Origin of the sequence: Haloglomus irregulare, from assembly GCF_007421925.1 — an archaeon.
Classification (GTDB): domain Archaea; phylum Halobacteriota; class Halobacteria; order Halobacteriales; family Haloarculaceae; genus Haloglomus; species Haloglomus irregulare.
Genome location: NZ_QMDX01000018.1, coordinates 22,711 through 35,352 on the forward strand (window position 1 = coordinate 22,711; position 12,642 = coordinate 35,352).

Sequence of the window (12,642 nt, forward strand, 5' to 3'; positions counted from 1 at the left end):
GGCGGGTCCCGCACCCCTCCATCCCCCGAACGGAGTCGCTTTTGTTCGCCCCGAGGGTTCGACACAGTATGCAGGTAGGTGTCGGGAGCCGGAACCCGGTGAAGCTCGCCGCGACCAGGCAGGCGTTCGACAGCATCGCCGCGCCGGCAGCGATAGTGGCCGTCGACGCCGACTCCGGCGTGAGCGAACAGCCGCTCGGCGATGAGGAGACGATCCGAGGGGCGAAGAACCGCGCACGAGCGGCGGCCGAAGGGTATGATATCGGCATCGGGATCGAGGGCGGTGTCGCGGACGGCCCCGACGGCTCGTACCTCATCATGTGGGCGGCAGCTACCGACGGTGCCCGGATGGACATCGGCGGCGGGCCACGGGTTCGACTCCCCGAACGGCTCGGGACGCAGGTCCGCGCTGGCCGCGAGCTGGGGCCGCTCATGGACGAACTGGTCGGTCAGTCCGACGTCGCACGGAACGACGGCGCGGCCGGCACCCTGACCGGCGGGATCATCGACCGCGAGAGCGCGCTCCGCCACGCGGTTGCCGGTGCGCTCGGCCCGTTCGTGACGGCGTTCTACGATGACGCCCCCCAGTGAGGGTCGGGGACCACTCGCGTCACCCTCGCTGCCGGCTCCGGTACGTCCTGACCGACGGCGACCGGACAGCCGTCCTGCATGGCGCCGAACGCAGCACGTGGTGGCTCTCGGACGGCCAGATGACGGCGATGGCCGACGGCTATCGGAACTCGTAGCTGACTCCGGTCAACGCCTCGCTCTCCGCCCACAGCCGCTCCGCGTCGGCCTCGTCGCGTGACGCGGCGTTGGAGGACTGCTTCTCGGGCGCGCCACGCATGTTCATGAACCCGTCCGGCCCGTAGTACTCACCGCCCTGCACGTCGGGGCCGACCGACGCGTACAACAGCGGGAGCGCCCCCTGCCGAGCGGACTGGCCGAACACCGTGTTGGCGACCTTCATCAGCCCCATGCGTGCCTTCGACCCCTCCTGTTTCGGCCCGCGGTACTGCAGGTTCGTCGCCGCCCAGCCCGGGTGGCAGGCGACGCTCAGCGTGTCGGTGATACCCGCCGCCTCCAGCCGCCGCTGGAGTTCGTAGGCGAACAGGAGGTTGGCCAGCTTGCTCTGGCCGTAGGCGCTCCACTTCCCGTAGGACTCCTCGCGGTGGAGGTCGTCGAAATCCATCCGTCCGGACTCGTGTGCGCCACTGGAGTGGGTGACGACGCGGCTCTCACCGTCGCTTCCGACGAGCAGGTCCAGCAGCTGCCCCGTAAGCGCGAAGTGGCCGAGGTGGTTCACACCGAGCTGCATCTCGAAGCCGTCCGCAGTCTCCTGCCGCGGGACCGCCATCACGCCCGCGTTGTTGCAGAGGACGTCGATGGCGTCGTAATCCTGCCTGACGCCGGCGGCGAACGAGCGGATCGACTCGAGCGACGCGAGGTCGCACTCCCGCACGTTCAGGGTAGCCCCAGTGTCACCGGTCTTCTCCTTGATATCGGTCGCCGCCTGCCGCCCCCGGTCGAGACTTCGACAGGCCATGATGACGGTCGCGCCCCTGCTCGCGAGGGCCTTCGTCGCCTCGAAGCCGAGCCCGCTGTTCGCGCCCGTGACGAGGACTGTCTCGTCCGTGCAGTCCGGCATCTGCGCTACGTCCCACGATGACGACATGACCGTTGATACGTCATCACGACTTAGAAGCCTCCCGTTACCACGCCGTGGCCCGTTCGCACACCGGCCCCGTCAGCCTCCGGTCACTCCCGTTCCGTGACCGTCGCCCGGAGTCCGTCCGCCGGGCGCAGGGTTATCGCCGGCTCGAACGCCAGTTCATCGCCGTGGACATCGACCTCGTACTGCTGGAGCGTGTGCGCGAGGGTGAACTGAGCCTCCGTCAACGCGACCTGCCGCCCGATGCAGACCCGGGGGCCGCTGCCGAACGGGAAGTACGAGTCGTGGCTGCGGGAGACCTCGTCCGTCCAGCGGGCGGGCCGGAACGCGTCGCCGTCGCCCCAGACCCGGTCCTCGCGCTGGTGGGCGTAGGTCGGCAGGAGCACCAGGTCGTCGGTCTCGAATCGGGTCCCCCCGAGCGTGGTCGGGCCGCGGACCTCGCGGGTCACGTTCCAGGCCGCCGGCGTCAGCCGCAACGTCTCGCGGACCACCCGCTCGGTCAGATCGAAGCCGGAGAGATGCTCCCAGGAGGGGGCGGCACCGTCGAGGACGCCCGTCGCCTCCTCGGTCACCCCGGCCCGGACGTCGGGCGACCGCGAGAGGTGATGGAACGCGTAGGCGATGGTGAGCGCCGTCGTCTCCTGCCCGGCCGTCAGGAAGAGGACCGTCTGGTCGATGAGCTCGTCCTCCGAGAGCTCGACCCCGTCGCGCTCGGCCTCGATGAGCGCGGTGAGCATGCTGTCCGGCGGGTCCTCGTGCTCGCGGTGCCAGTCGACGAAGTCGCGGGCGACCGCCTCCAGGTCGGCGTCGGCCCGCTCGAACGCCGCCGAGGGCCCCGACTGGAGCGCGTCGGGAAGCAGCAGGGCGTCGGCGCCGAATTCGAACTCCTCGGCGAACGTGTCCAGCGCCTCGTAGACGGTACGGGCCTGCTCTCGCGTGGCGTCCCGGCCGAGCAGCGAGCGGGCGATGACCTGCATCGTCAGCATCGACAGCTCCGCGACGAGGTCGATCTCCCCGTTCTCGGGCCAGCGGTCGAGCATCTCCTCGACGCTCCGCGCGGCGATGTCGGCGTACGCCGCGAGCTGTCCGCCGACGAGTTCGGGCTGGATGACGGACCGCTGGCGCTCCCAGAGCGGGCCGCGACTGGAGAGCAGGCCCTCCCGGCGGCTAGCCTCCGGCCCGACCCGGGGCCGGACGAACCGCTCCCGGTCGGCCAGTATCTCGTGGACCAGCGCCGCGTCGAGGACGACGACGATCCGCTGGCCGCCGGCGGGCTCCAGCCGGACGACCGGGTACTGTCCGCCGTAGGCCTCCTGCACCCCGACGAGGAAGCGGAGCGGGTCGTCGGCGAAGCGCGGGACGTTCCCGACGACCGGCGGACCGGGCGGCGTGTGTGGGGTGCGTGTCATGGCTCGTCTTGGCCGGGACGAGCAAAAAACCTCAGGACGGCAGCGGCACTGTCCGGACCCGTCAGCGGCGACGGCGAACCAGCACCGGCCACCGGACAGGCAGCGCACGCACTCGACGTATCAGGTCGTCCTTCCGAACGTGTACTCGGTGCTCGGTGACGACCTCCCCCTCCCTTCCCGGTGAACGGGACGAGCGGAGGGTCGGAACGTTCCTCATGGACGGCCCCGAGGACCTCGAGCCCATCGCGGGCCTACCGTCGAACCGACTATGGCTTCTGATCCTGCGCCTCGGCCCGTGCTGCCGAGATGTCCAACGATTCCGCGACCGCCGACGCCGATTCACGGATCGAATCGGCGTCGGCAACGGTCACCGTCCCGTTCTCCATCAGTACCTCTCCGTCGACCATGGAGAACTCGACGTCTTCGCCCCGGGCCGCAAACACGAGATACGAGAGCACCTCGTAAAGCGGTGTTCCCCGCGTGGTATCGGTCGTGAGTCCGATGATATCGGCCCGCCAGCCGGGTTCGAGCCTTCCGAGACGGTCGAATCCGGCAGCCTTTGCCCCGTTTATGATTGCCATCTCGAACACCTCTTCCATGGCTGCCGCAGTCGGGTCCAGTTGGTCGGTCTTCTGCAACACGCTTGCCTGCTTCATCTCGGTAAGCGCATCCAGCGTGTTGTTACATGGCGGTCCGTCGTTGCCCAGGGCCACGTTGATATCCCGGTCGAGGTAGTCGACAACGGGGGCGATCCCGCTCGCGAGTTTCATGTTCGAGGACGGGCAGTGGGTGACGTGGGTACCGGTCTCGGCGAGTAGCTTCCGCTCCGATTCGTCGGTCCAGACACAGTGTGCGAGAACGACGTCCTGCCCGGTCAACCCGACCTCGTCGAGCCAGTGGATATTGCGCTTTCCCGTATCGTCCTCGACCGTCTGGATCTCGCTGTGATTCTCGCTCGCGTGCGTGTGGATCCGAACGCCCTCGTACCTATCAGCCAGTTCTCTCGCCCCTCTGAGGCACTCCTCAGTGCAGGACACGGCGAACCGTGGCGTGACCGCATAGCGGATCCTGTCGTCGAAGCTCCCGTGATACCGCCGTATCAGTCGCTCGGATTCCGCAAGCGCGTCTCGGGTGTCCTCCATCAGCCCCCCCGGCGAACGCCGGTCCATCAGCACCTTGCCGAGAACCCCGCGAACTCCCATCTCACCCGCGGCCTCGAAGGCGCGTTCGGCATGAGCGACCGAGAGGTGATCGATCGCGGTCGTCGTTCCGGTCTCGATGAGTTCCAGATATCCCAGTCTGGCGGCGACCTCCATCTCCTCGGCCGTCAGCGACGCCTCCATGGGTAGAATGTAGTCGAACAGCCAGTCGATGAGTTCCGTGTCGTCCGAGATGCCGCGGCCCAAACTCTGGACCGAGTGGATATGACCCCCGATAAGCCCCGGCATGATGATATCGTATCGCCGCTCGGTATGATCTGGATATCGCTCCCGGATCGACGCTTGCTCGCCGACGGCAACGATCTCTCTACCGTCCACAACGACGGAGCCTTCCTCGATAACCGTCGAGGAATCTTGGACGACTGTCCCGGATATCTTCATCCGATTCGGTTATATGGTCTCCATATATAAGTTTCCCGCTCGCGTGCTCTGCCCCCGCGAGACGGCTTCCGAGATCCGGTGGGGACCGGGCCCTCTGTGACCAGTGATAGAAGCTGGACAGCGACCAGTTCGAGCACCGGGTGGCCAGCCGTTCGGCAATCGGACCGGGCGTACCGTCCCACAGGGGTGGACGCGCTGTGGGTCACGGACTGATACCGGTCGTGGTATCTGCGGTTTCGAACGACGAGTGGCGTTGATCACCGTCCCCCAGTATTACCCCAACCCGTACCGATTAGAGGGTCGAGCCACGCCGAACAGTTGTTGGACGCATGCGCTACATCCGAAACCATTGCCCACTGAAAGAGGGAGGAAACCCCCGAGTATCGAGAAACCCCGGTTCACCCCCGGCGGGGACCGACTCCCCCGGATGACCGTCGACCTCGCCGTTCGCGGTGGCACCCTCGTCTCCCCCGATGGGATGGTCGAGGGGACACTCCTCGTCGACGGGGACCGGATCGCTGGTGTCGTCTCACCCGGGCCCGACGTCGATGCGGTGGACGTCGTCGATGTCGATGGGTCGCTCGTCCTTCCCGGCATCGTCGACCCACATGTCCACGTCGCAGGGCCCAACACCATCGACACGTACGAGTCCGGCAGCAAGGCTGCCGCCCTCGGCGGTGTGACGAGTTTCATCTCGTTCGCCTGGCAAGGGTGGGACGGCGCGGAGGCACCGTGGTCAGCGCCGGGGACGCTCCAGGACGCAGTCGCACGGAAACGCGGCGAGGCGGAGTCGTCCCTCATCGACTTCGCGGTGCATGCGACGATCACTCGAGAGGACCCGGCGGTACTGGACGAACTCGAAACACTCGTCGAGCGGGGTGTCGTCTCGTTCAAGATGTTCACCGCCTACGAGTTCGGACTCGGGAACGGCTTCATCGAGCGGGTTTTCGACGAGCTAGCGCCACTCGGCGCGGTTGCGGTTCTCCACACGGAGGACCCCGACGTCTGTTCCGCGCGTGAGGCGGCGATGCGAGAGAGCGGTCGCGGCGAGCCGACGGCGTACCCGGACTCACGACCGCCACACGCGGAAGCCATGGCTGCTGACGACGCCGTTCGGATGGCCGAGAGCACCGGGGTGAAGTACTACGGTATCCACACCTCCTGTCGCGATTCGGCAGCGGTAATCGAGTCCGCACAGACGGACAAGTCACGGATCAGGGGCGAAACCTGTGTCCACTACACCACGCTGGACCGCAGCGTTCACCAGCGGTTAGGCAACCTCCCGATGCTGGCGCCGCCCATCCGGTCGCCCGATGACGTTGAGGCGATGTTCGAGCATCTAGTCGGCGGCACCCTGGATGTCGTCTCGACCGACCACGTGGCCTTCACTCGTGAGACCAAGCAGATCGAGTGCTGGTGGGACTCCGAATTCGGTTCGAACAGCGTACAGCGGTCCCTCCCGGTCTTTCACGACGAAGCTGTCGTGCAACGAGGGCTCCCGTATCCGACGCTGGTCCAGCTCATGTGTGCTAACCCGGCGCGTCTGTTCGGGCTATCGGGGAAGGGTACCTTGGAGCCAGGGACCGACGCCGACTTCGTCGTCTTCGATCCGAACGCCACGCGGACGATTACGGCCGAGGACAACGCCTCGTTGGCCGATTACTCGATTTACGAGGGCCGAGAGGTGACTGGCTACGTCGAACGGACGTATCTGCGGGGCGAGTGTATCGCCGCCGAGGGCGAAGTGCTCGGGGATGCCGGCGACGGACAGCGAATCGACCGAACGGTTCCGGACTGGCGTCGATGAGGACTGCCGGCTACCGCAGTTCGGGACGAGAGCACCCCCACAGGACCGGACGTGGTCCACCGAGTGTGTAACACGATCCGATGTCTCACTGTTCAAAACGATTAATCCGGAACGAGACACACCAGAACTGGGATAAAAAACCATCCTCACATGCCAGATGAATATCCAACTATCGCGGACAGAGGACTCACGTTTAGCCCCTTCCGTCCGGGCACTGAGCGATGAGTAGCGGATTCGAAATCGACCGCGAGGCGGTCAAGGACGACATCCAGCGAACGGCGAACATCGGGATGGTCGATTCGGATGTGGGAGTTGCCCGAACCGTTCTGCCCGGGTCACCAGCGAACGGACAGGCGCGCACGTACCTCGTCGAGCGGATGACCACTGCCGGACTGGAGGTGTCCACCGATGCCGTCGGGAACATTTGCGGTCGGTGGGCACCGCCCGAATGCGACCAGACGGCCGGGGCGGTCGCCGTTGGCAGCCATCTCGACTCGGTCCCGATGGGGGGGATATTCGATGGCCCGCTCGGGATCTATGCTGGACTGGAGGGCGTCCGAACGATCAAACGGAACGCCCGCGATATCACGCGGCCGATCGAAGTCGTCTGCTTCACTGGCGAGGAGGGGACGCGGTTCGCGAACGGCGTTCTGGGCTCGTCGGTCTCGGCGGGGAAACGATCCGTCGCGGATGCGCTCGCACTGTCCGACGGCGACGTCACGCTCGAACAGGCCCTCCAGGACATCGGTTTCCGGGGCGAGGGGCGACTCGATGCGAGTGAGTGGGACTCGTGGCTGGAGCTCCACGTCGAACAGGGCAGGATACTCGAACGCGCGAACGACCCGGTCGGCGTGGTGTCCTCGATCACCGGGACGACCCGGTGTCGAGTCCGAATCGAGGGAGAGGCCAACCACGCCGGGACGACGCCGATGCATGAGCGTACCGACGCGCTCGCCGCGGCGAGTGAACTGGTTCTCGCCGTTGAGGGCGATGCCCGGGAGATCGCTGTCGATGAGAGCGAATCGGCCGTCGCTACCGTCGGGTCGCTGACCGTCGACCCCGGAACGATAAACGTCGTCCCGGGGACCGTAACGCTCGGGATCGACATCCGGGATACGGAGTCGTCGGTGATAGAACGGATGGTCGGCACCGTCGAGAAGACCTGTGACGCGCTTCGACGCGACCGCGACGTCGAGGTTAGCCTCGAAACCCCGTACGAGATTCGCCCGCAACCGATGGCGGAGCGCGTCCGGGGGGCGTTGCACAGCGGCGCCCGACGGATGGATCTGGAGCCGCTCGTGCTCCACTCCGGGGCCGGGCACGACACGATGCAGGTCGCCACCGTCACGGATGCCAGAATGCTGTTCGCTCGATCGCGTGGCGGCCACTCGCATAGCCCGCTCGAACATACCGACTGGCTCGACTGTGCCGTCGCCACGCAGGTCCTGACCAACGCACTCGCCGAACTGGCGGGCGCTGAACCGCAACGCAACTGATGACAACACAGTGTCCAACGATCACGTCCGAACCGAATCGTACACCAGCCGTCCCGAACCGAGCGACGACCAAACCAACCCCGAATGATGAGTGAGATCGAACTGCTTGTCAACGACGAGTCGTACACCGCGTCGCTACTCGAATCCGAAGCACCGGAGTCGGTTGCGACGGTCACCGACTTCCTGCCGCTGCAGTCGGAGCTCATGCACGTCCGGTGGAGCGGCCACGCGACGTGGGTCAACATCGACGAAATCGACCTCGGCGACGTGCCTCGCGAGAACCACACTGTCTATCCGTCCCGAGGCGATCTGCTCCTGTATCCGGGGTTCCGAAACGAACAGGAGATTCTTCTGGCGTGTGGGCCGACGTGTTTTAAGAGCCCGGCTGGCGAACTCGCCGGGAACCACTTCGCCACGCTCGATGCCTCGCGTGAAAGGCTCGTGGCGCTCGAGGAGCTGACCCTGGAGGAGGGAACCCAGGAGATCACCATCAGGACCGTTGACGGCCGGACCGACTAACTGCCCCGGTAGGTCGTGTAGCCGCCGGGGGACAGCAGTAGCGGCACGTGATACTGCTCGTCTGGCTCATCGATAACGAACCGTACCGGCACCGTTTCGAGGAACGACGATCCACCGGGGCCGTCTCGATAATACCTCCCGACGTCGAAGACCAACTGGTAGGTCCCTGATTCCATCTCGTCGGGGCCCAACAGTGGCTCGTCCAGCCGACCGTCGTCGTTCGTGGTTCCGGCGGTGAGCGTCTCGGTCTCACCGGACCGGTCTACTCGCTGGAGCGTGACCTCGACCCCCGACGCGGGGCCCTCCTGGCTGGTGTCGAGTACGTGTGTCGTGAGCCCGGCACTCATTCCTCGGCCTCCGTATCGAGATCGCTCCGGTCCATCGAGAACTGCTGGAAGCCGGTGGGTCTTGGTGGCTCCCGAAGCACCTTCCCGTCACCCTCCAGGTCGTCACGGACTCCGATCCAGGTCCGGTTGTTCGCCTCGAAGCGCACCGACTCCAACTGCGGGAACCGCCTGAGAACCCGCTGCCCGATCCGGTAGATCAACTGCTGGATGGAGTTCACATCGAGCTCGTCGAAGACGACCTGTGCGATATCACGCACCTGCTCTGCCGGGACGTACGCCTCGGTATCCGTCCCCAGGGCGTGTTCGGTGTCGGCGTACGTCCAGAGGACGTCGAGTCCAAGGTAAAGCGTGCGGTTCTCGCGCTCGGGCAGCGTCGTGTACTCGTCCTGTACGTATCCGGTGAAGGAGTTGTCCTTGACCTTCACGAGTTCGATCCCGGTCACGCCACTCGTCTGCTCCTCGATGGTGGTACCGTCTGTCGTCCGGGTGAGGTACAGTTCGCCGTACCCCGCCGGCCCATCCTCTACGCCGAAGACGAGTTCGCTCGGCTCGAAGCCGTCGTCGGAGGGGACGGACCGCTCGTCGAACGGGAGCTCGTCGGCCGAGATCGCCACCGCTTCCATCTGGGAGTACGTGTCGAGGAGCTCCGCACCCACGTACTCGAGGAACCCTTCGATCGTCGCCCCGTCGTACTCACCCATGTGATGGTAGATGAAGTTCTTCATCGGCCGCCGCGCTCCCGGCGGTCCTCGCCGTTCGTGTGGTTGACCGATCCGAGCTCCCTGACCGCTCGACGCCGACCGGGACTCGACGGCCGACCGCGACCGTCGTCTCGCCGGGGTGGCCGGGAGTCGGGGTGCTCACCGGTGTCGAGCGAGGTCCGCCGACGTGTCGATATCGGTCCGCACGCCGGGGTCCGGCACCGCGAGCAACACTGCGTCGTCACACTCCAGAAGGACCGACCGGCCGCCGGTGTCCCCGTCGACGGCCGTGAGCGCCCCGAAATGTCGGCTATCGAATAGTACCGGGTTCCCGCGGTCGCCGTCGTGTGCCACCGCTATCGCGGAGGCGGTCCCGGACCGGTATGCTCGGATCACGCTATCGACGGTCCCGGCTCCGACGAACGGCATATCCCCGGGGAGGAAGACGACGGCATCCGCGTCCAGGTCGCGTGCGGCTCCCCCGCCGACGGCGACGGATGTCGACTGGCCTGCGGCGTACTCGGGGTTCTCCACGAACCGCACCTCGCATTCGGCCAGCGCGTCGCGGACCCGGTCGGCCTCGTATCCGAGAACGACCACGACCTCGGCCGACGTCGCCCCGAGCAGCGACTGCGTCGCCCGGCGGACCAGTGGCGTCCCGTTCAGTTCGGCGAGCAGCTTGTTCCCGTCACCGAAACGGGAGCTGGTTCCGGCGGCGAGCACCACCCCCACCACACGCTCGTGGCCGGATTCCGGCCTCGACCCCCCACGTTCGATGTCGGCTGGCGCGACGACCCGGGGCTCGGTGCCGGTCACGGCACCCCCCGCGGAGGAGGAGGCAGCTCGGGGCCGGGCGCTGGGCCCGGCCGGCGGGCACGTCCCGCCGCCGGAACGGATCGCTCGGCGAGGACCCGTGCCACCGACGACGACCGATACTCTCCGGTCTCACCGTCCGAGTCCCGGCGTCCTCCAGCACTCGTTCCCGATCGGTACACGGTATCGAACCGTTCGTTCGGCTACAGTATGAACGTATCACCTACTGTCCCGTGGATTGATAGGTGCACGGGCAATCTGATACCGACATGGTTCGGAGAACCACAGTTCTCACCGGGGGTTACGCCCTGCGGGACATCCGCTGCCGCGCTCACCCGCGAAGCGGTAGGACCGTGCCGGGCGCGGCCACGGTCCTTCCGGCACTCCCCGACGGTATCGAAACCAGGACTGCGCCGGCTATCGTCGGATCGGCCGCCACTGCCGTGGACGGATGAGAGAGGACCGCCCGGACGCCGGCTGGAGCGCCCCAGAGGCGACGGTTCTGGAACGAGCAGCGGCAACTCTGGATGCGGACCGTGACGGCGTACTCGCGACCGTCGTCGGGGTCGCAGGGAGCGCGTACCGGCGCCCCGGAGCGAAGTTGCTCGTCGAGGGCGACGGTCATACCGGTAGCGTCACCGCGGGTTGTATCGAGGGCCGACTCCGGACGCTCGCTGCGACCGTACTCGAGACGGGAACGTCACAGGTCGAACGGTTCGACCTCACCGGCGACGATGAGGGGTGGGGAGCTGGCCTCGGTTGTAACGGCGTCGTGGATGTGCTGCTCGAACCGCTCGACGAGCGCCATCGGCCGATGCTGGACGGGTATCTGGCCGGCAACGACGGCCTGGCGCTAACGGTCGTTGGGGGAGCGGGCGACGAACTGCCGGTCGGTAGTCGGTGGTACGCCACAGACGGTGACCTCTCGACGGTGACCGGGCTCCCGACATGGCTCCGGGGGAGTGTGGCTGAAGCCGTCGAGGCGGTGCTGGCGGGGGGCACCGCAGCTACGGTTACGATACCGGGTCCGGACGGCGATGTGGAGGTGTTCTGCGACCCGGTTCTCGCGCCGCCGGCGCTCTACCTGTTCGGGAGCGGCACGGACGTCGACCCGGTGGCCGAACTCGCCAGCCGGGCGGACTTCCGTGTCACCGTCGTCTCCTTCCGCGGAGGGCGGGCTGACGAGTCGCTGTTCCCCCACGCCGACCGCGTCCGGGTGACGAACCCGACCCGACTGACCGAGGCGCTCGCCTTCGACGAGGACACCTACGCCGTGCTGATGACCCACAACCTCGTCGACGACCGGCTCGCCCTGGAGTCGCTGCTCGACACACCGGTCCCGTACATCGGCCTCATGGGCCCACACGAGCGGTTCGAGGACCTGCGGGCCGGCGTCGGGAACGCGGAACTCGACCTGACTGATGCGGACCGGGAGCGCCTCTACACGCCGATCGGGCTGGATCTCGGCGGCGGAACCCCGTATCAGGTCGCGACCAGTATCGTTGCGGAGTTGCTGGCCGTTCGCAACGGACGCTCGGCGGACCACCTCCGGACCCGGGAGGCGAGCATCCACGACCGACCGGACGGAACGGGTGTGGACTGACAGCCGCCCGGTCGCCTGCCGTCCTGGCGAGCCCGAACTCGAAACCGGTGCCCGCCCACGGGTCCCGACCCCAATCACGTCGCAGGCGGAGAGCGGCCTTCGATCTACCCTGCCCGCGCATCCTTTGGCCGACGACCGCCGTAGCACCGGCACCAGGCTCCTCGGCCGTGGTGTGGGCTCCGATGGGCGGCGCGAACGCCTTCGAGGTCGCCGTGTCGTCCGTTCCGCTCGTAACGGATCCGTACTGAATGTCGAACGAGCGCTCCCAGTACCCCCGGACGCTGACTCAACGCACCCCGAAGGTGGCCCCGGTGAACGCTCGCAACTGCGACCGCTCTCGGAGGTCCAGCGAGCGGGGGAACGGTCATGTCGGGTGGCGTCGAACGCCCGTCATGAAGAACGTCGACGACCTCATCGAGAGCGCACAGGCCCTCGCCGAGCGCGGCTTCTCGCGGGGGGAGATCGCGGACGAGCTGAACGTCTCCCGGGAGACCGCGAGCTGGCTGGTCGAGCGGAGCGGCGCCGCGCAGGCGGCCGACGCCGGTGGACCCGCCATCCCGGACGACATCCACGTGGACTGGAGCGCGCTGGGGCGGGATTCGGCCCGGCTGAGCTACGTCGGGCAGGCGATGGCGGACCTCCTCTCGAAGCAGGGGGAGGCCGTCGACCTGACCG

11 protein-coding genes and 2 pseudogenes are annotated in these 12,642 nt (G+C 67.0%); 7 read left to right on the forward strand and 6 right to left on the reverse strand.

Annotated features, from left to right (window positions below; all coding sequences use genetic code 11):
- Nucleotides 1–68 precede the first annotated feature (68 nt).
- Nucleotides 69–590, forward strand: a complete 522-nt coding sequence (gene yjjX / locus DP107_RS17250; RefSeq protein WP_144263363.1) for an inosine/xanthosine triphosphatase — start codon at nt 69–71, stop codon at nt 588–590.
- A complete protein-coding gene (locus DP107_RS20300) occupies nt 587–745 on the forward strand; it encodes a hypothetical protein (protein WP_185977376.1) in 159 nt (52 codons plus the stop codon). Before yjjX ends, DP107_RS20300 begins: the two co-directional genes overlap by 4 nt.
- Here DP107_RS20300 and DP107_RS17255 read toward each other — a convergent pair.
- From DP107_RS17255 to DP107_RS17265, 3 genes are all read right to left on the reverse strand, one after another.
- A complete protein-coding gene (locus DP107_RS17255; protein ID WP_238330929.1) occupies nt 730–1,647 on the reverse strand; it encodes an oxidoreductase in 918 nt (305 codons plus the stop codon). The two genes, DP107_RS20300 and DP107_RS17255, sit on opposite strands and share 16 nt — an antisense overlap.
- 110 nt (nt 1,648–1,757) lie before the next feature.
- Nucleotides 1,758–3,080: a cytochrome P450 gene (locus DP107_RS17260; RefSeq protein ID WP_144263365.1), complete on the reverse strand. Its 1,323-nt coding sequence runs from the start codon at nt 3,078–3,080 to the stop codon at nt 1,758–1,760.
- A 266-nt stretch (nt 3,081–3,346) separates the two neighbouring features.
- Nucleotides 3,347–4,681 (reverse strand): 5'-deoxyadenosine deaminase, encoded by a 1,335-nt coding sequence (locus tag DP107_RS17265; RefSeq protein ID WP_144263366.1) that lies wholly within the window; start codon nt 4,679–4,681, stop codon nt 3,347–3,349.
- A 427-nt stretch (nt 4,682–5,108) separates the two neighbouring features.
- Here DP107_RS17265 and DP107_RS17270 point away from each other — a divergent pair, with 427 nt between their 5' ends.
- From DP107_RS17270 to DP107_RS17280, 3 genes are all read left to right on the forward strand, one after another.
- A complete protein-coding gene (locus DP107_RS17270) occupies nt 5,109–6,488 on the forward strand; it encodes a dihydroorotase (RefSeq protein ID WP_144263367.1) in 1,380 nt (459 codons plus the stop codon).
- A 221-nt stretch (nt 6,489–6,709) separates the two neighbouring features.
- Nucleotides 6,710–7,984, forward strand: a complete 1,275-nt coding sequence (locus DP107_RS17275; protein WP_144263368.1) for a Zn-dependent hydrolase — start codon at nt 6,710–6,712, stop codon at nt 7,982–7,984.
- Nucleotides 7,985–8,071: 87 nt separating this feature from the next.
- Nucleotides 8,072–8,503: a DUF3830 family protein gene (locus DP107_RS17280; protein WP_144263369.1), complete on the forward strand. Its 432-nt coding sequence runs from the start codon at nt 8,072–8,074 to the stop codon at nt 8,501–8,503.
- Here the strand turns inward: DP107_RS17280 and uraH are convergent.
- From uraH to DP107_RS17295, 3 genes and pseudogenes are all read right to left on the reverse strand, one after another.
- A complete protein-coding gene (gene uraH, locus DP107_RS17285) occupies nt 8,500–8,850 on the reverse strand; it encodes a hydroxyisourate hydrolase (RefSeq protein WP_144263370.1) in 351 nt (116 codons plus the stop codon). The two genes, DP107_RS17280 and uraH, sit on opposite strands and share 4 nt — an antisense overlap.
- Nucleotides 8,847–9,575: pseudogene (locus tag DP107_RS17290) on the reverse strand (factor-independent urate hydroxylase); the annotation flags it as partial. The pseudogene DP107_RS17290 and the gene uraH, both read right to left, overlap by 4 nt.
- 135 nt (nt 9,576–9,710) lie before the next feature.
- Nucleotides 9,711–10,367 (reverse strand): nucleotidyltransferase family protein, encoded by a 657-nt coding sequence (locus DP107_RS17295; RefSeq protein ID WP_144263372.1) that lies wholly within the window; start codon nt 10,365–10,367, stop codon nt 9,711–9,713.
- A gap of 448 nt (nt 10,368–10,815) precedes the next feature.
- On the opposite strand from DP107_RS17295, the gene DP107_RS17300 reads away from it, so the two are divergent.
- Both DP107_RS17300 and DP107_RS17305 read left to right on the forward strand, forming a co-directional pair.
- Nucleotides 10,816–11,967, forward strand: coding sequence for an XdhC family protein (locus DP107_RS17300; RefSeq protein WP_144263373.1), 1,152 nt, complete (start codon nt 10,816–10,818; stop codon nt 11,965–11,967).
- A 392-nt stretch (nt 11,968–12,359) separates the two neighbouring features.
- Nucleotides 12,360–12,642: pseudogene (locus DP107_RS17305) on the forward strand (orotate phosphoribosyltransferase-like protein); the annotation flags it as partial.

What these genes read in the sequence shown, in the direction of transcription:
- yjjX (WP_144263363.1), top strand. Translation starts at nt 69, where the DNA reads ATGCAGGTAGGTGTCGGGAGCCGGAACCCGGTGAAGCTCGCCGCGACC.
- DP107_RS17255 (WP_238330929.1), bottom strand. Translation starts at nt 1,647, where the DNA reads ATGCCGGACTGCACGGACGAGACAGTCCTCGTCACGGGCGCGAACAGC.
- DP107_RS17260 (WP_144263365.1), bottom strand. Translation starts at nt 3,080, where the DNA reads ATGACACGCACCCCACACACGCCGCCCGGTCCGCCGGTCGTCGGGAAC.
- DP107_RS17265 (WP_144263366.1), bottom strand. Translation starts at nt 4,681, where the DNA reads ATGAAGATATCCGGGACAGTCGTCCAAGATTCCTCGACGGTTATCGAG.
- DP107_RS17270 (WP_144263367.1), top strand. Translation starts at nt 5,109, where the DNA reads ATGACCGTCGACCTCGCCGTTCGCGGTGGCACCCTCGTCTCCCCCGAT.
- DP107_RS17275 (WP_144263368.1), top strand. Translation starts at nt 6,710, where the DNA reads ATGAGTAGCGGATTCGAAATCGACCGCGAGGCGGTCAAGGACGACATC.
- DP107_RS17280 (WP_144263369.1), top strand. Translation starts at nt 8,072, where the DNA reads ATGAGTGAGATCGAACTGCTTGTCAACGACGAGTCGTACACCGCGTCG.
- uraH (WP_144263370.1), bottom strand. Translation starts at nt 8,850, where the DNA reads ATGAGTGCCGGGCTCACGACACACGTACTCGACACCAGCCAGGAGGGC.
- DP107_RS17300 (WP_144263373.1), top strand. Translation starts at nt 10,816, where the DNA reads ATGAGAGAGGACCGCCCGGACGCCGGCTGGAGCGCCCCAGAGGCGACG.